A 23,142-nucleotide genomic window follows, 5' to 3' on the forward strand; every position below is an offset into this window, starting at 1 on the left:
CGCTCCTTTACCCCGCCTATACCAACCGCTCAATCTTCTGATGCTGCCACACCAGTTTGTAATACAGCGTCTGCAACACCAGCATTCCCAGATACGCCACCGGAAACGCCATCCACACCCCTTGCAGCCCGAACTTCGCATCCAGCAGATACGCCGCCGGCAACTGCACACCCACCACGCACACAATGGAAATCGCCACCGGCACCATCACCGTGCCGCTGGCGCGCATGATGCCGCCGATGATCGCCTGGAAACCAAACACCAACAGGCTCCAGAGCATGATGTGCAACAGGTGCTCAGCCATGTTGAGCGTCGCCTCTTCGGTGAGGAACGACGCCAGCAACCAGCTCGACAACAAGTACCCGAGCACCACCAGGCCACCGGTCAAACACACGTTGATCATCAGTCCAGTCTTCAAAATCGGCCCGATACGCTCAATGCGCCCCGCCCCAATCGCCTGCGCTCCAAGGATCGACGCCGTGATCGCAATCGACAGCGCCGGGAACTGCACGTAATTGACGATCTGCGTCACCGCGCCATACGCCGCCGTCGCCTGGGACCCGTGCTGGTTCACCAGCGCCAGAATCACCAGCTCCGACAGCGACAACACCACCATCTGCAACCCGGTGGGCAAACCGATGCGTAGCACCTTGCCGAGAATCGCCATGTCCAGCTTCATCGCCGCGAAGAACTCACGGTCCGGCGCCAGCGGATGGCCCTTGCCAAGCAAGCGCCACGCCAGCAGCCCCATCGCCACCAGGTTACCCACCAGCCCGGCAATCGCCGCACTCTGAATCCCCATCGGCGCAAAACCCAACCACCCGCGAATCAACGCCGGCGTCAGCGCCAGCCCGACACAGGTGGACACCACCAGCGCCAGCAACGGCGACAAGGTATCGCTCACCCCGCGCAGCAACTGGGTGAACAACACAAACACCAACAGCGACGGCATGATCCACAACATCACATGGGCATACGCCACCGCATCGTCCAGCACATCGGCCGGCGTCCCCAACCCCACCAACGCCGACCGCGCAAATACACTCCCCACCACCGCCGCCACCAACCCGATCAACACCCCCAGCAACAAGGTCGCCCCGGCAATCGCCTTCACCAGATGCGTCTCCCGCGCCCCCCACGCCTGCCCGATCAACACCCCCGCACCCGCACCGAGGCCGATCACCAGGGCGATGAAGAAAAACACGATGGGGAACATGCCCGACACCGCCGCCAGGGCCTGGGTGCCGAGCATCTGGCCGATGTAGATGCTGTTGACCGTGCCGGACATGGATTGCAGGAAGTTCGACAGGACCATCGGGGCGAGGAAAAACAGGTAGGTTTTCCAGAGGGGGCGTTGGGGGTTCGGGGTTTGCATTCGGGAAGGTCCATTTCGACGGCGAGAGCAATGAGTAAGGATAGCGTGGGTGGCTGAATCCAAGGGGCCGTGAACATCTCAGGTCTGTGTTTATATTTCCAGCGACCTGAGGTGAAAGGTCTGAAGTTTCATCGTCGCGGGTCCTACATAAAGCTCGGAATGTCTCACCTTCCCGCGCTGATCTTATACGGCTTATAGTCGGCGCCGTCGCCCAGATGGCGATTCGGGTTTGGCGACCTGACAACAGAGAATGACCGACTGACGGCCTTGAGCCCATCTAAAAGAGATCATTCAAAATGAATCGATATATGCCTCTCACCGGAATCGACCTGGTTCCGGCTTCCCTGCTCATCGACACCCAAGCGCCACTCGACGTCCTGCAAGCCATGGCGGATTACCGTATCCGTACGGTCACGCAGGTGCTGGAAAACATTGCCTACCGATCTGAACTCGGTTGCGACACTGTAGTGCTGGAGGACTTTGCCAAGCTGCTGGTCATTCCGTTGCGCGATGGGTGTGATTTGATGGATGTGATTGGGCGGCGGTTGCGGGCGCAGGCCGCGGAGTAAAGAAAAACGGGTGCTCTCGCGCCCGTTTTATTGCTACTCCAGAAAGAGGTTGCTCCTCAGCTTGATTCGAGGCTGCGAAAAACCGATCAGGCGAAGATACTCAATATGCCCGTAACAAAGAGAAGAGCCGCTGCGGCAGCGGCTCAACCTGGGAAGCCTTCGATGATTTAAACGACTGGACAAGGGAACTGGACGGCCACGAAATGATGGCTACGGTCACCGCTCTCTGGCACCTGCGCTCAGGTACTTGGTGCTGTCAGTCAAAGGTATATTTGCCTTCGAGCATGAATGCCGGCTCTCTCCAGTTGGGTCCTCTCACTACTATGCACCCATTATTTTTTATAAAACCGGCATCACACATTTTCTTGACAAGGTTCAATAGCCCTATGTTGTTCTCCACATGCGCCCAGTTAGCCCGATTATAAAGGCCATCAAGCCGAGGAAAGGAGATGCCCAATTCATTTTTGGTAAGAAATAGAATTACCTCTTCAGGCTTCTCGTTTAGTACGATGTTTTTTATGACGTTCATCGTTTTATTCCTCCAATTTGCTTGGACTCTCTGTCCGTTTGTTTGTTGTCTGCCTCTATAGCCTCGGGCGTGTAGAGTAATTCAAAATCATCTTTTAGCTTGTAGTCTTCCAGCGTCGCGGCGTGAGTATTGTTCCAAATAACACCGTCGTCATTCGGGTTTACACCGTCAACCACACCTAATACTCTGAAACGTTCCAGCTCTCTGAGTTCATGAGTATAGAAGCGTTTGTCAGCATCTGTGATTACCAATTCACCCAGCAGAATTTTTTTCAAGCGAAAAATCATAATGGCATTGGCGTCCGAAGGACCAAAGCGTCCAGTATGTAATTTTACCAGGTCAATACCCGCCTGGATCACGGAAGCACTTGTCCAATCGAGATCGAGTATTGGCCCCCCGGCTTTGGCGGGATTGAAAAGTCGACCGCTGTATTTTCCCCTTGTGGTTGCTCCTTCATAAGGACTATTAAAAACAACGTAGATTGGCGGCAGACCGCTTTCAATCGGAAAGCAGTAAATGCAATCCCTGAAATCAGGCAATTCGACCGCGGGCAAGGTTTCAGGCTGCACAAGCAATGGCGACAGCGTAACTCCAGTGTAAGTCGGTACTTGTGCAGGTCGGGCGGGCGAAGTTGTCGAGCCGTTTCCCAAGTGAATAATTGGAAAACTGAGGATAATGGGCGGTGTATCGTTTGACGTGAAACTGTAGCTGCTGGTCGTTGGATCGAATGCCAATGCTCGTACTGGCACTTTTTCCGAGACGCTCCCTCCAGCCGGGGTTGCAACGAGTGTGTATTGGTTAAGGTCGCCATAAATCCGATAAGGAAGGTCAATGGTTCCTTCGGCAGCGGCGATTTCATTCAGGTTTGACGGCAGCTTTGGTAAAAAAGTGGTACCGGGTAGTTTGAGAGCTGTTTGAGGAAAGCGTTCGCCGTTAGCAAGAGCAGGTGAATAGAACAAGGCTCCGATCCCAACAGCAGTGGCCCGACTGATTAGTGCTTCCCCCAACCCTGCCAATAACCTAATGCCTCCCTGGATTCGCGCCCCGAAGGTCCAACCGTCGGCGAAATGGATGGCAATGGCACCCGCCACGGTTCCTGCCTCTTCGCCATGACCAATGGGCAACCTGTAGGTGTAGGCGACTTCGCCCCTTGCCAAGGCGCGATGGATTTCAGCGTCTGCAGTTGCGGAAGCGTCCTCCAAAATGCGAACGGCCTCGATAAGGATTCGTTTAACGTAGGCGGCAGTTAGCGACAACAGGAATTCTTCATAAAAACTTAGTCGTACTTCATCATCTCTGTCTGACTCCACATCACTTGCAAAAAACTCGGCAATTGTTTCTCTGTCTAGCGACAATGCGTCCACGCCAATATGCAATATTGCATCGTTCCAACTTCCGTGCATTGTGACCCTTTGCAAAAGCTCAACGATGATCACTTTCTTTTTTAAGGCAGCTTCCAGCGCATTTAACTCTTGGGAGTCAATGCCTGCGGCTATGCGCTTCTCTAGATAATCTCGAATATTCGGTGCACCACCCGAAAAAACATTCGTTATCTGATCGTGCGCCGAAAGAAATATCGCCACTAATTGTTGGTATTCGTTTCTGGTTTTTTTGACGCCCTCAATACTATGCGGCGTAGTAACCGCCGGGACATTCCCATCCCAAAACAAAATACTATCGAAGCTTGAAGGAAAAACTGAGGCTTGCGCAGCTTGAACCGGCAGAGACCCAGACGTTATTGAAGATGAATAATGAGTAACTGGTTTTTGCATATAGCACTCCATGCAACAATATTAATTCCATTAAATAGACAGAACAAAAGTTATGCCGCAACAACGTAGCAATTTCAATACTTCAATATTTACTGTATGCATCGCGCGAAAAATAGCATTAGGCCCAAACAACCTCTGCGGCTTCCAGCAAAATCCTCACAGTTGGCCATTCCGTTACACGATGTGTTGTGACTTGATAGATGTGATTGGGCGGCGGTTACGGGCGCAGGCTTCTGAGTAAAGGAAAACGGGCATCAAAGGTGCCCGTTTTTTTGTCTGACGAGAAAAGTGGTTTACTTGTTCTGAGGCCCGATCCTAGAGAAGCGCGCCAGGTTTTATCTTTTTTCCGTCGGTTTGACGCTTGGATGCCTTATGGAGATGAACCGTACAAAGCAGTTAGTCCGTGGATCAACTCAACACAACAATCCTCTTGAGCTCCTCATCCATGTGCTGGAGGCATCCCTCGAATTGATTTCGCTTCCTGAGAATGACTTCTGCTGGTGTTTTTGGGCTGACAGCGATGAAGCAAAAGCAGAGCTGGAGGGATTGATCAAGTCGCTTAGAGCTGGGGTGCTGCCCGGAAGAACCCACTTTGCTGTACTTTTTGCGCCAACAGGTCCGCTGCAAGAGCTCAGCCTCAGTAGTGGGTGGGCGGAAACCTTTTTGAAAGTCGCCAGTAAATATGACGAAGCAGAGGCACGGTTGTGGTGAGGGAATGATGCCGGCTTGGCGTGTGCCAGAGTCGTAATACCAAGCACTTCCAATGATGGCACCGGGTCGTTTTCAGGCCTTCGGGGCAGGCAACAACTGGCCAGAAACAGCCTGTCATGACCGGCAGAGAACGGCCCAGAGTGTGTAAAAACACTGAGCCAAAATTGAAGTCTGAGCCTCTATGCCAAACCTGAGATTTATCGGCTGTTTGGCAGACCTGGATTTTGCGTAGAAACGCGATTTTCAGTTCTACTTGGGACACCAGTCGCGCTGAAAACCGCTTTTACACACTGTGGGCCAGAAGCGGTCGGTCGCTCAAAACACTTAAAAACCACTGATTGCTAAAGTAATCAGGATCCGAAAATTGCTCACTCGGTCGAAGGGACGGATGCTTTGCTACCCAAGCGGATTAGTTCATTGGAGAAACACAGGCCGACGATGATCAGTGCCGCTCCCGCGTACAGGCTTTCGCGCGGTATTTCGTTGAGCGCCACAAACGCCAGCAGCGCGGCGAACAGTGGCTCGGTCAGCTCCAACGCTTGCACTTGGGATGGCTTGAGATACTCGATGGCCTTGGTGGTGCAGAAGAAGCCCAGGATTGTCGGCAGCGTGGCCAGCGCCAGCAGCGCGGCGATCGCCAGCGGCGACAGCTCGCCCATCGCAAAACCATCGGCCGCAGCCGGCATCAGCAAGTACAGGCTGCCAAAGAACAACAATTGTCGGGTGAAGTGCAGCCCCCCCGACACTCCCATACGCTTCATGGCAACCGAAAAGGCCCCATAGCCGGAGCCGGCCATGGAGGCGAGTGCAGCACCTTGCAGGGTAAAGCCCTGCTGCAGGTCGCCGCCGAAGATCACCGAGATCCCGGCGATAGCCAGTGCAGCACCAACGGTAGCGTTCGCGGTGATGGCATCCTTGAGGAAAATACGCCCCAGAATGATCGAGGAAATTGAGGCACTGGCCATCAGCACCACCACCACACCTGCCGCAGCGTAGTGTCGATAGGCGGACGTTTCAAAATGGAACAGCACAAAGATGCCAAGGAATGCGCAGATAGCCGCCTGAGTCCATTTGGTCGACGCCGCCGGGCGCTTGAGGAAAAACAACAGGATCGAGAGAAGCACGCAACCCAGTACGGTCTTGATGACAGCGACACTGCTAGCGGTGAAACCATTACTCATGAGTATTTTGCTGAGTACACCGATCGTTGCGTTCAGTGCCGCAGCGGAGAGTGCAAATATGACGCCTTTGCTGAAAGTAGATTGCATGGATGACGATCCCTGTCGCTGAAGTGTCGTTCGATAGAATGCCGCCCTGTATCGACGGCGCAAAGTTTGAAGATACGAAGATCCCACCAACCCCAGTATTTATTGTGGCATAAGCACTGGATCGCCCAGTAGGATGCTATTCGCCTTCTTTTCGCCGCCAAGGGAGAAGTCAGAGGGTCTGGCCCTTGCCTATGCAATATGAGTTGACGAACGTTGCAGTGTGCTGCAAAGACTGACGTATATCCGGTTTGGCTATTCCATGTCTGTTGGCAAATTGCTCGACCGCCGCTGTATCAAAACGAGTGGTCTGGATAAAGTCCAAGGCTTCGGGTTTTGTATTCAAAAACCACGCGACGGGAGGAATACTCAGTAGCAACTTCAGCAATCGGAGTGAAATGTGATGCTTGGGAGACTTTAAGCCCAAAGGGTGTGCCACCTGTATCAGGAGTTCTCGCAAGTTTGGAGTTTGGTCATCCAGCGCCAGCAGTTCCTGGCCCACCATGGCAGGATCAAAAGCACAAACTGCCACCAGTTCAACCAGGTAATCCACGGTGACCAGTGGCAGCCAGTGCTCGGCGGTACCGGGCACTGCAGTCAGCTTTCCCTGCACAAGGTTGCGTATCAGCTCCACCAGCGGCTGACCGTCAAGGATATGCCCCGTGCGGCTATGACCACAGACAGTCGCAGGGTGGACAACGGTAATCTCCCCGCCCTTGGCGGCCATGACCTCCAGGGTCGCAAAATGCGCCTCCAGCTTGCTTCCCTCGTAACCACCGACATGTCGGTAGACGGCAGGCCAATTCGTCAACTGCGGATGACGAGGATCAATTCCGATGCGTTGCAGATGTTCATGATTTTTCAGCATGTAGCCGCCGATCATCACTAAACGGCTTTTTTGCTCAGCCGCCAACAGCGCCACGCGCTTTGCCCCTTCCACATTCACCGCACGAGAATGCTCCACTGAAAGCCCCCATGCGAAGTGGGCGCCCAGGTGGAATATGACTCTGGCGTGCCTTAGCACTTCTCGGTCAGCAAGACTCAGCCCGAGGTTGTCCCGTTCCAGATCGCCAGCTACGGCAAATATCCGGGTTGCGCACCCTCCCAAATTATCGACTTGCTCGCGCAGTGCAGCTAGTCGCTCTGGGCGACGCATCAACACCCGAATGGTGTGACCTTTTGCACTCAGGCACGCCACCAAATGTTGACCGACGAAGCCGGTACCCCCCGTGACAAAGCACTCCACGCTCATTTCCCTGCTCCTTGTTTAAGGTGAAAAATCAAGCGTAAACTATCGACCCAACTCTATAGTCAAGCGGTGCTTTAATGAAAATCGGCGAACTCGAGGCCCGCAGCGGCGCCAGCCGCCATACGCTCCGTTACTACGAGCAAATCGGCCTGATCTCACCGCTGCGGCAAACTAACAACTATCGCGTTTACACAGTGCAAACTCTGCAGGATCTGGACTTTATCCAGCGCGCGCAAAGCATGGGGTTTTCCCTGGGGGAAATAGGCGAGATTCTGGATGCGCAGCGGAACAAGCTGATCGATTGTGCTGACGGCGCGAAGCTAATTGAAAAGAAGATGGCAGAAATCAAACAAAAAATCGCCAACCTCCAAAGCATTTATCGGTATCTGGATGAAGAGCGTGCAACCCTCGAAGCCAGTGCTGCCAAGCAACTTGAGCTTCAGCAACTGAGCAACTCTTCCAACTGAACTGTCAGCATCTGGGAAACGGAAGCTGCAGCCTGCCTCCAGTTTCAAGCCCATCGCTTACGCATTTTCTATTAGTGGGTTTTCCATTGAGCATGATCAGCACCACCTATCGCTCGGTCCTGCCTCCATTTCAATTTTTCACGCTTCTGTATAAACCGTCATTCCCGCCCCCTGATTTTCTGCGGCAATGACTTGAGGCGAATTGCTACTGATGAGCTATGGTGACTTGGTAAACCACGCTCTGGGCAGATCATCCATGAACACGTACGCCACTCTGTTCTTCGGCATGTTCACCACCCTTTTGGCAATCATCAATCCACTTGAGGCCATTCCGGTATTCTTGGGCCTGCTGCAAGACAAAGACGCCGCCGAGCGGCGCCAGGTGGCACGCAAGGCCTGCCTTTACGCGCTGGCGCTGATGTTTTTCTTTCTGATCTTCGGCAACCTGCTGCTGCGTCTGTTCGAGGTTCCCCTGAGTATGATCCGGGTGGTCGGCGGGGTGATCCTCATGCGTATCGGCTTCGAGCTTTTCGCCCCCTCGCCAAACAGCAGCCTGATTCCAGGCAGTAGCAAGGGTAACCAGGACGTATCCTTCATCCCCATGGCCATGCCGATCATGTTCGGCCCTGGCGCCATTGCCACGGTGATCGGCCTGACCAGTACCATCAAGGATTCCGACCGCGCCATACTGTCCTTCGCGGTAGTAGCATTGGCGATCTTCGCCACCATGTTTACCACCTACCTGTCTCTGGCTTACGCCAATGACATCCTCAAAAAGATTGGTCCGCAAGGCATTGACGCGGCGACACGCATTGTCGGCTTCTTCGTTTCGGCAATGGGCGTGGGCCTGATCTTCCACGGCACGGTGGAGTTTCTCCAGTCGTACGGAGTCCTGCTCAACGGGGTAACAAAGTAGGGCTTTTGATTTTATTTCAGCTGTATGCCGATCCGATCGATATGAGTGAAATACCCCCCCGCCATGAACTCGCACTGCTTAGTTGATAAAGACTGACTTTTTCAAGCAAACCATAGCGTATTAATGAGCTATACCCAATATTCCCCTATGCACTTCTTCCACTATTGGAGGTGTCAATGAAACCCAGTACTGCCCTGCCAGCGCTACTGATCATGGCAAGTCTCTTCGGCTGCAGCAGTTCATCGAACCATTCGATGAACCTTCCTTTGGCGGCTACCCACAATAATCCTGGCCAGATCGCCAGCACCACGTTGACCAGTGTCGGCAATCAAACCAATTTTGACTTCGACATCACAGGTGTTCCAACCGGAACCCTGCTGCCCCCTCGCCTGTACACGTTCATCCATAAAGGTAGCTGCCAACAACCCGGGGCTGTCGCCTTCGCCATGAACGATAAGGTCAATACCAAAAGCACCGCTGGAACCAACGGTTGGACCTTCTACCGAAGCGCGCCCATAGCCATGAAAGACCTGCTTGCCGGCACGTACTCCATCGTCGTACGTACGGCACCCGAGGATGGCAATAGCGATATTTTCTGCGGCGATATTGCGCAAGCAACTCGGTGAAACGGCCACAGTGATTGGTGAGTCGAGAACTTTAGGCTGAATACCATTAGGCATGGGCGGCCCGACTGCGCGATCAAATAATAGTTGTGACATGGCCCTCTAAAAAATCGCAGTTGCCACGTTCAACTTCCGAATCCGCACTAGACTCTGCCGTGGGCCTTAATCCGTGCGTAGTCATGCAAAAAGTAGGAAATGATTCTGTATGCAGTACCTAGGCTAATTACTCGATGGTCAATGCACCAAAGGACAATATTGAGGTGCACTCATCACCCGGTTGCTGACACCATGAAAAAACAAGGAATATTGGTATGGAAAAGTTGTCGGATCGTTTTAGGCTTTCTATCGTGTTTGCTGCACTTTTGTCATTGAATGGGGTTGCCCAAGCCGCCCAGACGGACAAGACGAACATCCTGTTCATTGTCTCCGATGACACCGGCTACGGCGATCTGGGGCCGTACGGTGGTGGTGTCGGCCGTGGCATGCCAACCCCCAGCATCGACCAACTGGCACAAGAAGGTACGACCTTTTATTCCTTTTATGCCCAGCCGAGCTGCACCCCGGGCCGGGCGGCCATGCAGACCGGGCGTATCCCCAATCGCAGCGGCATGACCACCGTGGCCTTCCAGGGCCAGGGCGGTGGTTTGCCCGCCGCCGAGTGGACGCTGGCCTCGGTGCTCAAGACCGGCGGCTACGAGACCTACTTCACCGGCAAGTGGCACCTGGGCGAAGCCGACTATGCATTGCCCAATGCCCAGGGGTATGACGTGATGAAGTACGTCGGCCTCTATCACCTCAATGCCTACACCTACGCCGACCCGACCTGGTTCCCCGACATGGACCCGGAAACCCGGGAAATGTTTGCCAAGGTGACCAAGGGCGCACTCTCGGGCAAGGCGGGAGAAAAGGCCGTCGAAGAGTTCAAGATCAACGGCCAGTATGTTGATACGCCGGTCATCGATGGCAAACCCGGTGTAGTCGGCATTCCCTACTTTGACGGTTATGTCGAAAAGGCCGCGCTGGAATTTCTCGACACCGCTGCCAAGTCCGACAAGCCGTTCTTCATCAACGTCAACTTCATGAAAGTGCACCAGCCGAACCTGCCGGCACCGGAGTTCGTTCACAAGTCGATCTCCAAGTCCAAGTACGCCGACTCGGTGGTCGAACTGGATACGCGCATCGGCCGTATCATGGACAAGCTCAAGGCGCTGGGCCTGGATAAGAATACGCTGGTGGTCTACACCACCGATAACGGCGCCTGGCAGGATGTTTACCCGGACGCCGGCTACACACCATTTCGTGGCACCAAAGGCACCGTGCGCGAGGGCGGTAACCGGGTCCCTGCAATCATGACCTGGCCCGGAAAAATCAAGCCCAATGCCAAGAACCACGACATTCTCGGCGGGCTCGATCTGATGGCAACTTTCGCCTCGGTGGCCGGCATCAAGTTGCCGGAGAAGGATCGCGAAGGTCAGCCAATCTATTTCGACAGCTACGACATGACCCCGGTAATCACCGGCACGGGTCCCGATCCACGTAAAGAGTGGTTCTACTTCACCGAAAACGAGTTGTCCCCTGGTGCGGCCCGCGTAGGCAACTACAAGGCCGTGTTCAACCTGCGTGGCGACAATGGTGTGCCGACCGGCGGCCTGGCGGTGGATACCAACCTGGGCTGGAAAGGGGAGTCGAAGTACGTGGCGGTCGTACCGCAGGTCTTTGACTTGCTGCAAGATCCACAGGAGCGCTACGACATCTTCATGAGTAACGTCACTGAGCGCACCTGGACCATGGTGCCGATCAGCCAGGCGATCAACAAACTGATGCAGACCTACATCAAGTACCCGCCACGCAAACTGCAAAGCATGGGCTATGACGGGCCGATCGAGTTGTCCAAGTACCAGAAATTCCAGTCGGTACGTGAAGTCCTGCAGAAAGAGGGGATCAGCCTGCCGATGCCTGCGGGCAACTAGTCAACTAGTCAAAGAGTGGCGGCCCGGTTCAGGCCGCCACTGGGTGGTCTGATGTTTATGAACTCCCGCCAAGTCACTCGTTCCCTTGGCCTCTGCTGGGGGAAGTGACGATTGTTTATACAGCCTGAAGAGTCGCGATTGCAGCCATCTCATGACCTGTTCGGAGCGAACGCTACTTTGGAAACAACAACGTAACCGCCACCCCAATATTGTTCATTCGACTTGAGAAGGTGGGTTAGGCAGAACTTCGAGGACCGGCTTGATGTGAAGGGCGACGGACGTCTGCTCGACAGAGTCAACAACACCAACACCGAACTGGACATGAAGGTGCCGCAAACCGTCACCCTGAGCCTGTTCCAGCAACTGGACCGACAATGGGCACTGCTGGCCTCGGCCAACTGGCAGGACTGGTCGGAATTCGGCGACATCGCCGTAGAGGTCGACACCACGGCGTTCGGATCGCAATCGAAGACCGTCGACGCCGGCTTCAAGGACACCTGGCACCTCTCCCTTGGCACGCAATACCAGGCCACCGAGCAGTGGTTGTGGAACTTCGGCGTGGCCTACGACAGCAGCGCCGTCTCGGACAGTAACCGCAGTGTAGTCGTGCCGATGAACGAATCCTGGCGTATTGCCACCGGGGCCACCTATGCTCTGGACAAGGACACCGATGTCAACGTCAGTTGGGCCATGGTCTGGCTCGGCGACATGCCGGTTGAGCAGACCAAATCCGTATCGGGCAATCGAGTATCCGGTCAATTCGACAATGCCTGGATTCAAGCCTTGAGCGGAAACATGACCTGGCGATTTTGATGTCTTGTAAACAAAAGAACGAAGATTTCTTCCAAGGAGTAAACACCACTATGAATCTGTCCCGAAAACTGCTCGTCGGCGCCACGCTGGCCAGTCTGCTGCTAGGCGGTTGCACCTCGAAAGTGACTGAGAAGGAGCAATACTCAGGCTTCCTGTCCAACTACAACAACCTGCAGGAAGTCGAAACACCGAGCGGCGGTACCGTGATGCGTTGGGTCAGCCCTTCGTGGAACCCGAATGCCTATGACACCGTGGTGTTTAATAAACTGGAGCTCTACCCTGCGCCAAAACCCGATGAGCGGGTCAACCAGCAAACGCTGACGGACATTCAGAACTACATGACCAACAAGGCCAAGGCCACCCTGGGTCAGAAGTATCGCGTAGTGACCAACACCTCATCCGCACCGGCGGGTTCGCGCCCCCTGATCATGCGTGCGGCAATTACCGGAGTAAGTGCCTCCAACGAAGGCATGAAGTGGTATGAAGTGGTTCCCATCGCGGCCGTCGTCGGCGCAACCCAGGCCGCCACCGGCCACCGTGACCAGGACACCAACCTGTTCATCGAAGCCGAGTTCGTCGACGCCAGGAGCAACCAGACCGTGGCCAAAGTGGTGCGCAAGGTGTTCGGCACCGAACTGAAAAACGAAAGCCAGCAGATTACCGCCAAGGACTTCAAGGCGGCGATCGACAAACTGAACGCCGATCTCTGGGCATTCATTCGCAGTTGAGCCTTGGAGTTACCGCCGGCAGACGTTGGCGGTTCGATAATCCTCACGCAAAGGAACGCTGACATGCATCTCTATTCATCGCTGCAATTTTCAAGATTGCAAAGACCGTTACTTTTCGCAGCGCTCATCGCCATTGCGCTTGCATTAAGCGCTTGTGCATCCGTGGACGCGCAGACGACTGCTTACGTCGGAGTCGAGCATCCCGCACCGACCTTGCCCAGTGAAGTACAGGTGTTACGTACAGAACCGACGCGTCCCAATGTACGGCTGGGAGAAATCCTGATCGATGCCACAGTCGACCCCGCACCGCCTATTACTGAGGTCGAACAAAAGTTACGTGAAGAAGCCGCCAAACTTGGCGCAGACGCGGTAGTCGTCGTCTACGATCACATTCAGCCGGTCGCCGCCTATGTGACAGGCCCACTTTGGAACCGTGATATTGAAACGATCCAGGGACGTAAGCTGAAAGGCATTGCCATCAAATACCAATAACAACGAGGTGCACAGCAATGAAAGCTATTTTGTCCTGGCTGACGGTTACGTTGGTGACTGTGCTGATCAGTGCTTGTTCCGCCGTAGGATCGACCGATGGCGGCGCCGGTGAAATCGAGATTCGCTCAGGGAAGATCGAGCAGATCTCGCTAACGCAGATGCAGACCAATCACGACTCCGGTGTCGGCGCTGTACTCGGTGGCCTCGGCGGCCTGGGAATCGGCAGCCTGATCGGTCATGGCACCGGACGTGATGTCGCCATGGTTGCCGGGGCTCTCGCCGGTGCGGTTGGCGGTAATTACGCAGAGAAGAAAAAATATGACCAACCGATAGAGGCGCAACAGATCATCGTGCGGGTAAACAGTGGCGTGCTGGTATCAATTACCCAGCCGATCAATCCATCACTGAATAAAGGCATGAAGGTGTATATCCAAGGCTCAGGCAATGATGCCCGAGTCCTACCGCAGGGCGGTTAGATTCACTTGAATCTTTAGGGTTGCCCTGGTCGGTATGTGTTCTGATGTCAAGGCCCGGAGTGCAGCATTCATCTGCACCAGCAACAGCCAGCTTTGTGTGCTGCTTGCGAGCCAAACAACAGGCTCTGGTACTGAAGCATGATCTTCATCGCGCTGCACATAAGCACCGGCCAAGTGAATAGCCCTGGGTTAAAGACACTCGATGCCAGTTTCTGGCCGATTTCTATCGGCCCCACTGGCAGCTTCACGCCCTCCGCGACAGGCAACAATCGCCCATATACGGACGGTCAAACGCTTACTTTTCTCGAAGGCTACAAAGGCTGGACTGCAGCGCTCCGGGTACCGGCGAACGCACTCGTGCCAAGCCAGCGCCACAAGTTTTCCGCATCCCGCACAGCCCCGTCTACACGCAGCTCTCGCGACTGAAGAACCTCCCTTGGTGTGCGGTCGCCGGTCCACACCTCGGTCAGCGCGCGCACGCTAGAGTCCACGACGAGCGTGAGTTCGCGTCCGGGGTCGTCGCGGCACAAATCTGCCACACCATGTTCGACCACAAGCCACCACTCTTGCTCGCCGGACCGCGCGTCGCGGAACTTGAAGTGGATGACCACCGACCGGGACGGGAACATCTCGATGCGCGCGAACCGGCGCACGTCCCACATGAGCAGGCCCGCGTCGAGTTCGTTATCGCGAAGGCGACTGCCGATCCAGCGCGCGCCCCAATGCCCTAGCGCCATGATGATGGGGCGCAATTCCTCGCCTGCCTCGGTCAGGCTGTACTCCCAGACTTTGCCTGCGGCCGTGCGATGTATGACACCGATATCTTCCAGGTGGCGCAACCGCTGTGTCAGCAAGCTGGTGGACATCCGTGGTACGCCACGGTGCAGTTCGTTGAAGCGCTTACTGCCGCATAGCAGCTCGCGCACGACCAAAGGCGTCCAGCGCTCGCACAGTGCTTGCGCACCGCGCGCAACAGTGCAGAACTGACCGTAGCTTTCATCCATCGCCTGTACTCCGCAACTACAACGCTTCAGATTCTGAACTAGTCTTGCGACTTCGCCACGTGCACGCTCAAACCTCCGAAAGCCACCGCCTCAGGAGAACGCCATGACCAAGATAGCCATCATTCAGCGGCCGCCAGTGCTGCTCGATCGCAGCGCGACGATCGCCCGAGCCGTGCAATCGGTCGCTGAGGCCGCGGCGGCGGGAGCCTCGTTGATTGTTTTACCCGAATCGTTCATTCCAGGTTACCCGTCGTGGATCTGGCGGCTGGCGGCGGGAAAAGACGGGGCTGTCATGGGCCAGTTGCACACGCGCCTACTGGCCAACGCCGTCGATATCGCGAACGGTGACCTGAACGATTTGTGCGAGGTCGCCTGCGCCAACGCCGTGACAATCGTATGCGGCATCAATGAATGCGAGCGGCGTAATGGAGGTGGCACGCTCTACAACAGCGTAGTCGTTATCGGTACCAACGGCGAAGTGCTCAACCGGCATCGCAAGCTGATGCCAACGAACCCCGAGCGCATGGTCCATGGTTTCGGTGATGCGTCAGGGTTGCGTACGGTCGATACACCCGTCGGCCGCATTGGTACGCTCATCTGCTGGGAAAACTACATGCCTCTGGCGCGCTATTCATTGTATGCCCAAGGGGTGGAAATCTACGTCGCGCCCACGTACGACACCGGCGAAGGCTGGATCAGCACGATGCGTCACATTGCACTCGAAGGTCGATGCTGGGTGCTCGGCAGTGGCACCTCGCTGCGCGGCAGCGACATTCCCGATGACTTTCCGGCTCGCCTGCAACTGTTTCCCGATCCGCAAGAGTGGATCAACGACGGCGACTCGGTGGTGGTCAACCCTCAAGGCCGGATCACAGCCGGTCCACTGCACCGAGAGGCAGGCATTCTGTATGCGGACATCGACGTCTCACTCGTGGCGCCAGCGCGGCGGGCGCTCGACGTCACCGGGCACTATGCGCGCCCTGACATTTTCGAGCTGCAGGTACGACGCACGCCGGCGACAGCGGTGCGCTACATCGACGAGTGAAGCGAACCAACGCTCAGGCGATCCATCCCAACTTCGGCGGTATGGGTAACAACTGATGAAGGAGTCATTCCATGAGCATTCAAAAGTCTTACAAAGGCAGTTGTTTTTGCGGCGCAGTCGAGTTCACCGTCAGCGGTGAGCCGGCCGCAATGGGCTATTGCCATTGCGAGTCGTGTCGACATTGGTCGGCAGCGCCGGTCAATGCCTTCACGCTGTGGAAACCCGAGGCGGTGCAAGTGACTCGGGGGGCGGACAACATTGGCACCTACAACAAGACACCGCAGAGTTATCGCAAATGGTGCAAGACTTGCGGCGGGCACATCTTCACCGAACACCCAGGGATGGGGCTCATCGACGTGTATGCCGCTGTCATCCCGGATCTCGCGTATTCGCCAGGCGTTCACGTCCACTATCAGGAGGCCAGGCTGCGCATCAAAGACGGGTTGCCCAAGCTGAAGGATGTCCCCTGCGAATTAGGGGGATCGGGCGTCAGCGTGGACGAATAGCACGGGCAACGATTGATGTGATCGGGCGGCGGTTGCGGGCGCAAGTGGCGCCGGGTCTATTCTGAGCGCGTCGAGAATGTGCGCTCCAGTCGCCTGCGACAGTGTCGCATGCCTTTGGCGATCTGCTTTTCGATGGTGCCTTCCTTGATATCCAGTTGCATGGCGATCTCACGCATGGTGAATCCCTCGCAACGGGAGAGCAGAAACACTGCGCGGTATTTCTCCGGCAGATCGTCTAGTGCATTGGACAGTATTTCCAGCTCCTGACGAATACCGGCAGCCTTGTCCGGGGATGACAACGGGCACTCGATCGCCTCCGCCAACTCGCTTTCGCCGAAGTAACGACCATGGGTCGTGTCCTGTCGTTGCTTGTCCAGCAACAGATTGGTTGCCGTGCGATAGAGGTAGGCCAGCGGGTTGTCCGGCTGCTTTGTCGAGTGCCTGGCAGCGCGCAGCCAAGTCTCTTGAACGATGTCCGACGCAATGAACGATGAACCCGCTCTGCGCTGGATATAGGCCTTGAGCTCCTCATAGTGGATCTCTACCAGCCGGGTCAGTGTTGGAGATTTACAGGAGGCCATCAGCGGGAAGCGATCTTGTCAGGGGATGTGCCGGACGCTATCACATTTGATATGTAATCTCAAATGCGTATAAATCACATTTCACACTTGTTAACACTTGCGTATGATAGTTATTCTCAATAAAACCAGATCATATGTGAGTCCGCATGTCCGCCCTAGCTCTCCTGTGTGCACAAAACTCCGTTACCCCGCGCTCGCCCCTGGCACTCCGGCCTCTGGCCCTCGCCGTGCACATGCTTGCAGTCGGTATCACTGTCGCTGCTCCATCTCTACAGGCGGCGCAACAGACTGATCAGGCCGAGGCTGGAAGCTCTTTGACCTTGGCGCCCATCGCTATCACGGAGACAGCCACTCAAGAGCGAATCGGCGTCACTGAAGATACCCACTCCTACACCACTGATGCAGCGCGCACGGCCACACCGTTGAGCATGTCGCTGCGCGAAACCCCGCAGTCGGTCAGTGTCGTCACCCAGCAACGCATTCAGGACCAGGATCTGCGTACGATCCTCGACGTGGTCAACAATGCCACGGGTGTGTCGGTCAACCGCTACGAGACCAGCCGGGCACAGTTCAACGCCCGCGGTTTTGAGCTCAACTCGCTGATGATCGACGGTGTACCGACCATCTTCGAGCAGCCGTGGAGTTCGGGGGAGATTTTCAGCAGCCTGGCCATGTACGACCGCGTTGAAGTGGTCCGTGGCGCCAACGGCTTGATGACCGGTGCGGGCGACCCTTCCGCGTCCCTCAACATGGTACGCAAGCGCGCCTACAGCACTGACCTCAAGGGTTCGGTAGAACTGAGCGCCGGCACATGGGACACCTATGGCGTCGAGGCCGATGTGTCCACGGCGTTGAACGAGGAAGGCACCATTCGTGCGCGGCTGGTCGGGGAGACCAACGAGGGCGATACCTGGATCGACATGAACGCCAACAAGCGCCAGACCCTCTACGGCACGATGGACATCGACCTGACGCCCGACACCACGCTGTGGTTCGGCTTGAGCCACCAGGAAAACAACGCCGATTCGCCGATGTGGGGCGGCCTGCCGGTCTGGTACGCAGACGGCAGCCGGACAAACTGGAGCCGTTCGAAGACAACCTCCGCCAAATGGAGCAAGTGGGACACCACCTACGACACCTATTTCGTCAATCTCGATCACACCTTCGCCAACGACTGGCAAGTCAACCTCAGCTACAACCGTGGCGAGCGAACCGGCGACTCTTCCCTGCTGTACCTCTCTGGCAATCCAGGCCAGAACGGTAGTGCCGGTATGTCTTCGTTCCCGGCGACCTACAAGACCAAGACCACCCAGGACGACTACGGCATCCGCTTCAATGGCCCGTTCTCGCTGCTGGGCCGCGAGCATGAAGCGGCCTTTGGTTATGTGGACAGCAAGCAGAAATTCGATGCCGATGCACTCAACGCGCAAACCGGCTTTGACGGTGTTGCCAACTTCGATGCCTACAACGGCGATTTCCCGGAACCGGTCTGGGGCCCGCGGACAGACTACGGCTACAGCGAGACCCGGCAGAAAGGGCTCTACGCAGCGACCCGTTTGAACGTGACCGACGACCTGAAAGTGATTCTTGGCGCGCGTGAGAGCTGGTACGAAAAGACCAGCGATGACATCTACTCGGAGGTGAGCAAGATCGACGTCGATCACGAACTGACCCCTTATGCGGGCATCGTCTACGACCTCACCGACAACCTTTCGGCCTATGCCAGCTACACGGAAATCTTCCTGCCGCAGTCGGTACGCGACAGTAGTGGCCAGCAATTGGAGCCCATCGTTGGCGAAAGCAGTGAAATCGGTTTGAAGGGTGAGTACTTCGGTGGCCGCCTGAACGCCTGCGCTGCGATTTTCCAGATCAAGCAGGATAACCTGGGCCAAAGCACCGGCGTGCTGATCGATCCTTCGAACCCCGCCGGCGGTTATGCCTACGAGGCCAGTGAAGGCGCAACCAGCAAGGGCTTCGAGCTGGAAGTGTCCGGCGAACTCGCGACCGACTGGAATGCAACAGTGGGTTACACCCAGTTCACCGCCGAAGATGCCAAGGGCAACGACGTAAACACCCTGTACCCGACCAAGCTGCTGCGTACCTTTACCACCTACCGCCTGCCCGGTGTTTTCAACAGGCTGACCATCGGCGGCGGGGTCAACTGGCAGGACTCGATCTACACCTACGCCACCAACCCGGCAGGCAACTCCGAGAAGATCCGGCAGGATGCCTATGCCCTGGTCAACCTGATGGCTCGCTACGAAATCACCGAAAACCTTTCGGCGCAGGTGAATGCTGACAACGTCACCGACGAGAAGTACTTCGACATCTTCGATGCCTATGGTGCCCTGACGTACGGTGCACCGCGCAGTATCACAGCTTCAGCGAAGTATCGCTTCTAAGGCACCAGGCGGGTCGGCGCAGTTCACTGCTGCGCCCAGTGACACGACGAAAACTCAAGCTCGCACCAGATTGGCCAGCAACACCGAACCTTCCAACGCCTGGCGATTTGACTGCGAGCAAGTCATCAGCCATCCATCACAGTATTTTCACATCCATTGGAATACGGTGGATCCAGCTCCTTTTGTGTTTTCCAGCCCGCACTCCCCATCGCGGGCTTTTTTTTTCTACTCGATTCGTATGAAACAACAGGACGACCCCGGCCATCGGCGCAAGGACAAGAGACTAGAACAGTCGGACGACTATGGCGGCGACAAGATTGCCAGTGCCAGGGCGGCACCGATGCTGAACGGCACCACAGCAGAGCGGATCGCGTTCGGAGCGGGAATACGCATCTCTTCGGCAAACGCTGCAACGTCGCGGTGCAATTGTTCAATGCTGGATTGATTCGTATGTTGTGTGGGCATGCTGCTACTTCCTGTGCGGGTCACGAGTCGTGTCTGCCGTGGCGAGTTGGAATAGCGGGTCACTCCTGCCAAAGTTGTAGGCAGAATCCGAGAATCGCGTAAGGGGTCTATCAACGGGGCCGAAAAAGAAAAGCCGGTCGTTCGCAACACCTTCCCCAAGTGCCAAACGACCCTGCCCACAGTCGATTGGCTAAACTTCATGAGTAAACCACTTCGCGCAACCCTGAACGTCAGGAGGCGAACATGAGCAAGCAACCTCAACCCCAAAGCCGCTCCAACCCCCAGCCCAGATCCCGTCCGTTGGTGCCGAACCTGCCGAGCAAAACCGGCAACAAGTCCGGCGGCTTGCGCGGTAACTATCCGCCGAAGAAGTCGTAATGGCCTCTGGTGTACGACAGGCTTTGCAATAGAGCCTGTCGTACTCCCCGTCACTTCAGCATTACTTGCCTCTATATCGGACATTGTTTTGTGCAAGCGACGTCGTCCCGGCCAAGAGTGATGGCCAAGGGCTACGCCCTCCACGGTTTCTCGACCATGCCACCAACCGATTCCATCCCTGACTCTGAAAATGTCTGCTCCTTTAACGCACCCAAGCTTTCGCGAAGTCCCGTGTTGCCATGAACCCTGCTTTTTTCTGGCTCATTTACATGGAGTAAGCGTACATGCCCTTCCCCACTCGTTTCCTCGACCCCTACCGCAAAGCCGACCGCATCATGCTGGGCCTGATCTGGCTGATGTTCGCTTTCGCTATCGGCCTGGCGTTCTGGCACGACACCTTCAAGCAGGCGCTGCTGGTGGGGGGTGGCACCAGTGTGTTGTTGACGCTGTTGTATCGCGCCATCGGCGGAACGCGGTTGATGCGTTGTTTGCTGGGCGTTGGGTTGATGGTGATGGAGACGGTCGCGCTGCTCTATCTGGCGCTGCACAGCCAGGCCGATGCGGTGGAGAGCCAGGACATGCTGGACAAGATGCTCGCCACCACGTCCCAGTTCACCGCTGGTGCCGGCCAGGGTGACAAGGTGCTGGCCGGGCAGGCGCAGCAGATCGGTACGGTGCTGGAGGTGATCAGCAGCATTGCCGAGCAGACCAACTTGCTGGCGCTCAACGCGGCGATTGAAGCGGCGCGTGCCGGCGAGCAAGGACACTGGCGCTGAGTAGTCGGCGCTTGCCGCCGATTGCGACTCGGCTGGATGCGTTGGGGCGCACGTTTCATCAGTGATGCGGCCGTGGGCGCGGCGTTTGTTTCCAATGGGAAAACGGCGGGACTACAGCAAGGTATCCGTCCGGAAAGTGCACCCGCGATCATTGCGTTAATCACCCAGGGCAGCTTGCCACGCAATGAAATCAAGACGTTCACCGGCCTGACGCCGCGACCGGCAATCGACGAATTATCCAGGCTTATAAAAGTCGGCCTGGTAGAAAGCCGAACTCCAAAATCCAGAATCGTGACCCCCGGCCTGCCCGCCTGGTTTGCCCAGGATATCTTTCCAGACCTGCATCGACGATTTCAGTAAAACAAAGCCTCAGCCAGATCGCTGCCCTATTGTATTGGCACGACAAGCCCATCCGTCGCACCAATATTGCTCTACAGACTCAATATATCTACATTTGAATCTATAGATACAAAAAAGGACGCGAACATGGCCGTACCCATCCAAGCCCAATCCTTCACAAAAAACCAATGCGTCACCGGCCTGCGTGCCGCCGTGAGCATTCTGGAAAAGTGGAAAGCCACCAGCGACCAGGCCTGTCGCATCCTGCGTATTTCCCGCAGTACCTATACCCGCGCCCGGCAGCGTGACCCGGATTGGGCGGTGGCGCTGGATGCGGACCAGATGCAGCGCATCAGCTTCGTGCTGAACATGCACGCGACGTTGCGGCTGGTATTCGATAATCCGAACAACGTGTACGGCTTTGCTTCGATGGCCAATGACAACGAGTTTTTCAACGGGCGTTCGCCGCTGGAGATCATGGCCCAGGGCGACATGATTTCGCTGTATGAAACCTTCCGCCGCATCGACATGCTGCGGGGTGCGCAATGGTGATGGCGAGCGAGCTGGCGGTGTTTGCCGGTCAGTCGTTGCAGGCTTATCGCCTGGTCAATTCGAAGTTTCCGCCCATTGCGTTGTTTGATGATGTGGCGGACGCGGATGAATTTGAGCTGTTGTTCGAAATTCAGGCGTTGACCAATCCGCGGTTGAAGAATGAAGTGGGTCAGCTGGAGTTGATTGCACGCAGCGAGATTCCGTTCGGCATTCCCGGCTGCTCCTACGCCATCGCGCCCTTTACCCATGTCAACCCGGCGGGTTCGCGTTTCAGTGACGGCCGCTTTGGGGTGTTGTACCTGGCGGATTCGATGGAAGCGGCGCTGGCCGAGGTGCGGCATCACCAGGCGCTGTATTGGTCGAGGGTGCAGAGCCTGAACTATGAGCGCTTTGTGTTTCGTGGGTTGGCTTGTGCTTTTGGCGATGCCGGGATGAAGGACGCCGCGAGCCTGCCGGTGAACGATCCGGTGTATGCGCCGGACGACTACAGCCATTCCCGTGTGCTGGGGCGCGCGGTGCGGGACGCCGGTTGTCCCGGGTTGCGTTATCACTCGGTGCGGATGCCGGGCAGTCATTGCTGGGCGCTGATGACGCCTAGGCCGGTTTCGTCGATTGTGCAGGCGGCGCATTACGAGATGGTCTGGAATGGGCAGATCACCAGCGTGAGCCAGATCAGCGAAGCTTGATTGCCTCGCCACAAAAAGAGTTGCTTAAACAGGCGGTGTTCGATCCATTGAGCGCATCGATAGTCACCATCATTTCAATGAAGTTCTCTTAAAAAATCTCCGGCGTAACATCTGCTCCATACCAACCCATAAGCACCCCGGAGCACACGATCATGAAACGCCAGACCCTCCTCAGCATCGCTTTCTCGGTTTTCGCAGTTAACGCTTTCGCCGCAAACTCCGCTCAACCTGTGGTCGCTGAAGGCGGCTCGGATCGTCTGATTGAAAGCCGTGTGGCCGAGGGTGGTTCCGATCGCCTGATCGAGAATCGCGTGGCTGAAGGTGGTTCAGATCGTCTGCTGGAAAAACGCGTCGCTGAAGGCGGTTCCGACAAACTGCTGGAAAACCGCGTTGCCGAAGGCGGTTCGGATCGTCTGATCGAAAGCCGCGCTGTCTGAATGCAGTGCTTGACCG

The 23,142-nt window shown here is 56.2% G+C and carries 24 protein-coding genes and 3 pseudogenes; 19 read left to right on the top strand and 8 right to left on the bottom strand.

Annotated elements, in window-relative coordinates:
• Nucleotides 1-16: 16 nt before the first annotated feature.
• Nucleotides 17-1,375, bottom strand: a complete 1,359-nt coding sequence (locus ACMDB8_RS17180; RefSeq protein WP_056725160.1) for an MATE family efflux transporter — start codon at nt 1,373-1,375, stop codon at nt 17-19.
• Between the two features lie 296 nt (nt 1,376-1,671).
• Here ACMDB8_RS17180 and ACMDB8_RS17185 point away from each other — a divergent pair, with 296 nt between their 5' ends.
• Complete coding sequence (locus ACMDB8_RS17185; RefSeq protein WP_056725158.1) at nt 1,672-1,944, top strand: hypothetical protein; 273 nt, start codon at nt 1,672-1,674, stop codon at nt 1,942-1,944.
• 256 nt (nt 1,945-2,200) lie between these two features.
• On the opposite strand, the gene ACMDB8_RS17190 is transcribed toward ACMDB8_RS17185, so the two are convergent.
• Together ACMDB8_RS17190 and ACMDB8_RS17195 are read right to left on the bottom strand one after the other, a co-directional pair.
• The gene (locus ACMDB8_RS17190) at nt 2,201-2,473 is read right to left on the bottom strand and encodes a hypothetical protein (protein WP_056725156.1); all 273 of its coding nucleotides are present in this window, start codon (nt 2,471-2,473) and stop codon (nt 2,201-2,203) included.
• Nucleotides 2,470-4,245, bottom strand: coding sequence for an S-type pyocin domain-containing protein (locus tag ACMDB8_RS17195; protein ID WP_409079440.1), 1,776 nt, complete (start codon nt 4,243-4,245; stop codon nt 2,470-2,472). Before ACMDB8_RS17195 ends, ACMDB8_RS17190 begins: the two co-directional genes overlap by 4 nt.
• Nucleotides 4,246-4,617: 372 nt before the next feature.
• Between ACMDB8_RS17195 and ACMDB8_RS17200 the strand changes: the two genes are divergently transcribed.
• Nucleotides 4,618-4,956, top strand: coding sequence for a hypothetical protein (locus ACMDB8_RS17200; protein ID WP_056725152.1), 339 nt, complete (start codon nt 4,618-4,620; stop codon nt 4,954-4,956).
• Nucleotides 4,957-5,324: 368 nt separating this feature from the next.
• Here the strand turns inward: ACMDB8_RS17200 and ACMDB8_RS17205 are convergent, their stop codons facing one another.
• Together ACMDB8_RS17205 and ACMDB8_RS17210 are read right to left on the bottom strand one after the other, a co-directional pair.
• A complete protein-coding gene (locus ACMDB8_RS17205; protein ID WP_056725150.1) occupies nt 5,325-6,224 on the bottom strand; it encodes a DMT family transporter in 900 nt (299 codons plus the stop codon).
• 169 nt (nt 6,225-6,393) lie between these two features.
• Nucleotides 6,394-7,473 carry an SDR family oxidoreductase gene (locus ACMDB8_RS17210; protein ID WP_409079441.1) on the bottom strand — a complete coding sequence of 360 codons (1,080 nt, stop codon included), beginning with the start codon at nt 7,471-7,473 and terminating at the stop codon, nt 6,394-6,396.
• Between the two features lie 74 nt (nt 7,474-7,547).
• Here ACMDB8_RS17210 and ACMDB8_RS17215 point away from each other — a divergent pair, with 74 nt between their 5' ends.
• The 8 genes and pseudogenes from ACMDB8_RS17215 to ACMDB8_RS17250 all read left to right on the top strand — a co-directional run bounded on the left by ACMDB8_RS17215 (nt 7,548) and on the right by ACMDB8_RS17250 (nt 13,955).
• On the top strand, nt 7,548-7,937 hold the full coding sequence (locus tag ACMDB8_RS17215; protein ID WP_056725146.1) for a MerR family transcriptional regulator: 390 nt from the start codon (nt 7,548-7,550) through the stop codon (nt 7,935-7,937).
• A gap of 211 nt (nt 7,938-8,148) precedes the next feature.
• A complete protein-coding gene (locus tag ACMDB8_RS17220; RefSeq protein WP_223542444.1) occupies nt 8,149-8,853 on the top strand; it encodes a MarC family protein in 705 nt (234 codons plus the stop codon).
• A gap of 176 nt (nt 8,854-9,029) precedes the next feature.
• The gene (locus ACMDB8_RS17225) at nt 9,030-9,479 is read left to right on the top strand and encodes a hypothetical protein (protein WP_056725143.1); all 450 of its coding nucleotides are present in this window, start codon (nt 9,030-9,032) and stop codon (nt 9,477-9,479) included.
• 308 nt (nt 9,480-9,787) lie between these two features.
• Complete coding sequence (locus ACMDB8_RS17230) at nt 9,788-11,446, top strand: arylsulfatase (protein WP_413966558.1); 1,659 nt, start codon at nt 9,788-9,790, stop codon at nt 11,444-11,446.
• 243 nt (nt 11,447-11,689) lie between these two features.
• Nucleotides 11,690-12,259, top strand: a pseudogene (locus tag ACMDB8_RS17235) (OmpP1/FadL family transporter); the annotation flags it as partial.
• 50 nt (nt 12,260-12,309) lie between these two features.
• Nucleotides 12,310-12,987 carry a DUF3313 domain-containing protein gene (locus tag ACMDB8_RS17240; RefSeq protein WP_409079399.1) on the top strand — a complete coding sequence of 226 codons (678 nt, stop codon included), beginning with the start codon at nt 12,310-12,312 and terminating at the stop codon, nt 12,985-12,987.
• A 63-nt stretch (nt 12,988-13,050) separates the two neighbouring features.
• Nucleotides 13,051-13,479 (top strand): hypothetical protein, encoded by a 429-nt coding sequence (locus ACMDB8_RS17245; protein ID WP_056723691.1) that lies wholly within the window; start codon nt 13,051-13,053, stop codon nt 13,477-13,479.
• A gap of 17 nt (nt 13,480-13,496) precedes the next feature.
• Nucleotides 13,497-13,955, top strand: coding sequence for a glycine zipper 2TM domain-containing protein (locus ACMDB8_RS17250; RefSeq protein WP_056723693.1), 459 nt, complete (start codon nt 13,497-13,499; stop codon nt 13,953-13,955).
• A 311-nt stretch (nt 13,956-14,266) separates the two neighbouring features.
• Here ACMDB8_RS17250 and ACMDB8_RS17255 read toward each other — a convergent pair whose 3' ends face one another.
• Nucleotides 14,267-14,959: a winged helix-turn-helix transcriptional regulator gene (locus ACMDB8_RS17255; RefSeq protein ID WP_409079400.1), complete on the bottom strand. Its 693-nt coding sequence runs from the start codon at nt 14,957-14,959 to the stop codon at nt 14,267-14,269.
• 103 nt (nt 14,960-15,062) lie between these two features.
• Here ACMDB8_RS17255 and ACMDB8_RS17260 point away from each other — a divergent pair, with 103 nt between their 5' ends.
• On the top strand, nt 15,063-16,004 hold the full coding sequence (locus ACMDB8_RS17260; RefSeq protein WP_056723695.1) for a carbon-nitrogen hydrolase family protein: 942 nt from the start codon (nt 15,063-15,065) through the stop codon (nt 16,002-16,004).
• Nucleotides 16,005-16,075: 71 nt separating this feature from the next.
• Nucleotides 16,076-16,510: a GFA family protein gene (locus ACMDB8_RS17265; RefSeq protein ID WP_409079401.1), complete on the top strand. Its 435-nt coding sequence runs from the start codon at nt 16,076-16,078 to the stop codon at nt 16,508-16,510.
• Nucleotides 16,511-16,566: 56 nt separating this feature from the next.
• Here ACMDB8_RS17265 and ACMDB8_RS17270 read toward each other — a convergent pair whose 3' ends face one another.
• Nucleotides 16,567-17,091 (bottom strand): RNA polymerase sigma factor, encoded by a 525-nt coding sequence (locus tag ACMDB8_RS17270; RefSeq protein WP_056723700.1) that lies wholly within the window; start codon nt 17,089-17,091, stop codon nt 16,567-16,569.
• A gap of 320 nt (nt 17,092-17,411) precedes the next feature.
• Here ACMDB8_RS17270 and ACMDB8_RS17275 point away from each other — a divergent pair, with 320 nt between their 5' ends.
• Nucleotides 17,412-19,493, top strand: coding sequence for a TonB-dependent siderophore receptor (locus ACMDB8_RS17275; protein WP_409079402.1), 2,082 nt, complete (start codon nt 17,412-17,414; stop codon nt 19,491-19,493).
• A gap of 300 nt (nt 19,494-19,793) precedes the next feature.
• Here ACMDB8_RS17275 and ACMDB8_RS17280 read toward each other — a convergent pair whose 3' ends face one another.
• Nucleotides 19,794-19,958 carry a hypothetical protein gene (locus ACMDB8_RS17280; protein WP_223541421.1) on the bottom strand — a complete coding sequence of 55 codons (165 nt, stop codon included), beginning with the start codon at nt 19,956-19,958 and terminating at the stop codon, nt 19,794-19,796.
• A gap of 243 nt (nt 19,959-20,201) precedes the next feature.
• On the opposite strand from ACMDB8_RS17280, the gene ACMDB8_RS17285 reads away from it, so the two are divergent.
• The 6 genes and pseudogenes from ACMDB8_RS17285 to ACMDB8_RS17310 all read left to right on the top strand — a co-directional run.
• Nucleotides 20,202-20,336, top strand: coding sequence for a hypothetical protein (locus ACMDB8_RS17285; RefSeq protein ID WP_256355847.1), 135 nt, complete (start codon nt 20,202-20,204; stop codon nt 20,334-20,336).
• A gap of 479 nt (nt 20,337-20,815) precedes the next feature.
• Nucleotides 20,816-21,100: pseudogene (locus tag ACMDB8_RS17290) on the top strand (methyl-accepting chemotaxis protein); the annotation flags it as partial.
• A 48-nt stretch (nt 21,101-21,148) separates the two neighbouring features.
• On the top strand, nt 21,149-21,472 hold the full coding sequence (locus ACMDB8_RS17295) for a hypothetical protein (protein WP_409079403.1): 324 nt from the start codon (nt 21,149-21,151) through the stop codon (nt 21,470-21,472).
• A gap of 126 nt (nt 21,473-21,598) precedes the next feature.
• Nucleotides 21,599-22,003 carry an antitoxin Xre-like helix-turn-helix domain-containing protein gene (locus ACMDB8_RS17300; protein ID WP_223513389.1) on the top strand — a complete coding sequence of 135 codons (405 nt, stop codon included), beginning with the start codon at nt 21,599-21,601 and terminating at the stop codon, nt 22,001-22,003.
• Entirely contained in the window at nt 21,997-22,689 is a 693-nt protein-coding gene (locus ACMDB8_RS17305; RefSeq protein WP_409079404.1) for an RES family NAD+ phosphorylase, read from the top strand. Before ACMDB8_RS17300 ends, ACMDB8_RS17305 begins: the two co-directional genes overlap by 7 nt.
• Nucleotides 22,690-22,841: 152 nt before the next feature.
• Nucleotides 22,842-23,117, top strand: a pseudogene (locus ACMDB8_RS17310) (hypothetical protein); the annotation flags it as partial.
• Nucleotides 23,118-23,142 lie beyond the last annotated feature (25 nt).

Source organism: Pseudomonas monachiensis (genome assembly GCF_047345015.1).
GTDB lineage: Bacteria > Pseudomonadota > Gammaproteobacteria > Pseudomonadales > Pseudomonadaceae > Aquipseudomonas > Aquipseudomonas monachiensis.

Excerpts from the sequence above, each read along its gene's own strand:
- ACMDB8_RS17250 (WP_056723693.1), top strand. The coding sequence starts at position 13,497 with ATGAAAGCTATTTTGTCCTGGCTGACGGTTACGTTGGTGACTGTGCTG.
- ACMDB8_RS17180 (WP_056725160.1), bottom strand. The coding sequence starts at position 1,375 with ATGCAAACCCCGAACCCCCAACGCCCCCTCTGGAAAACCTACCTGTTT.
- ACMDB8_RS17185 (WP_056725158.1), top strand. The coding sequence starts at position 1,672 with ATGAATCGATATATGCCTCTCACCGGAATCGACCTGGTTCCGGCTTCC.
- ACMDB8_RS17255 (WP_409079400.1), bottom strand. The coding sequence starts at position 14,959 with ATGGATGAAAGCTACGGTCAGTTCTGCACTGTTGCGCGCGGTGCGCAA.
- ACMDB8_RS17190 (WP_056725156.1), bottom strand. The coding sequence starts at position 2,473 with ATGAACGTCATAAAAAACATCGTACTAAACGAGAAGCCTGAAGAGGTA.
- ACMDB8_RS17285 (WP_256355847.1), top strand. The coding sequence starts at position 20,202 with ATGAGCAAGCAACCTCAACCCCAAAGCCGCTCCAACCCCCAGCCCAGA.
- ACMDB8_RS17265 (WP_409079401.1), top strand. The coding sequence starts at position 16,076 with ATGAGCATTCAAAAGTCTTACAAAGGCAGTTGTTTTTGCGGCGCAGTC.
- ACMDB8_RS17305 (WP_409079404.1), top strand. The coding sequence starts at position 21,997 with ATGGTGATGGCGAGCGAGCTGGCGGTGTTTGCCGGTCAGTCGTTGCAG.
- ACMDB8_RS17260 (WP_056723695.1), top strand. The coding sequence starts at position 15,063 with ATGACCAAGATAGCCATCATTCAGCGGCCGCCAGTGCTGCTCGATCGC.
- ACMDB8_RS17220 (WP_223542444.1), top strand. The coding sequence starts at position 8,149 with ATGAGCTATGGTGACTTGGTAAACCACGCTCTGGGCAGATCATCCATG.
- ACMDB8_RS17245 (WP_056723691.1), top strand. The coding sequence starts at position 13,051 with ATGCATCTCTATTCATCGCTGCAATTTTCAAGATTGCAAAGACCGTTA.
- ACMDB8_RS17280 (WP_223541421.1), bottom strand. The coding sequence starts at position 19,958 with ATGCCCACACAACATACGAATCAATCCAGCATTGAACAATTGCACCGC.
- ACMDB8_RS17295 (WP_409079403.1), top strand. The coding sequence starts at position 21,149 with ATGCGTTGGGGCGCACGTTTCATCAGTGATGCGGCCGTGGGCGCGGCG.
- ACMDB8_RS17300 (WP_223513389.1), top strand. The coding sequence starts at position 21,599 with ATGGCCGTACCCATCCAAGCCCAATCCTTCACAAAAAACCAATGCGTC.
- ACMDB8_RS17205 (WP_056725150.1), bottom strand. The coding sequence starts at position 6,224 with ATGCAATCTACTTTCAGCAAAGGCGTCATATTTGCACTCTCCGCTGCG.
- ACMDB8_RS17215 (WP_056725146.1), top strand. The coding sequence starts at position 7,548 with ATGAAAATCGGCGAACTCGAGGCCCGCAGCGGCGCCAGCCGCCATACG.
- ACMDB8_RS17195 (WP_409079440.1), bottom strand. The coding sequence starts at position 4,245 with ATGCAAAAACCAGTTACTCATTATTCATCTTCAATAACGTCTGGGTCT.
- ACMDB8_RS17225 (WP_056725143.1), top strand. The coding sequence starts at position 9,030 with ATGAAACCCAGTACTGCCCTGCCAGCGCTACTGATCATGGCAAGTCTC.
- ACMDB8_RS17230 (WP_413966558.1), top strand. The coding sequence starts at position 9,788 with ATGGAAAAGTTGTCGGATCGTTTTAGGCTTTCTATCGTGTTTGCTGCA.
- ACMDB8_RS17200 (WP_056725152.1), top strand. The coding sequence starts at position 4,618 with ATGGAGATGAACCGTACAAAGCAGTTAGTCCGTGGATCAACTCAACAC.
- ACMDB8_RS17270 (WP_056723700.1), bottom strand. The coding sequence starts at position 17,091 with ATGGCCTCCTGTAAATCTCCAACACTGACCCGGCTGGTAGAGATCCAC.
- ACMDB8_RS17240 (WP_409079399.1), top strand. The coding sequence starts at position 12,310 with ATGAATCTGTCCCGAAAACTGCTCGTCGGCGCCACGCTGGCCAGTCTG.
- ACMDB8_RS17210 (WP_409079441.1), bottom strand. The coding sequence starts at position 7,473 with ATGAGCGTGGAGTGCTTTGTCACGGGGGGTACCGGCTTCGTCGGTCAA.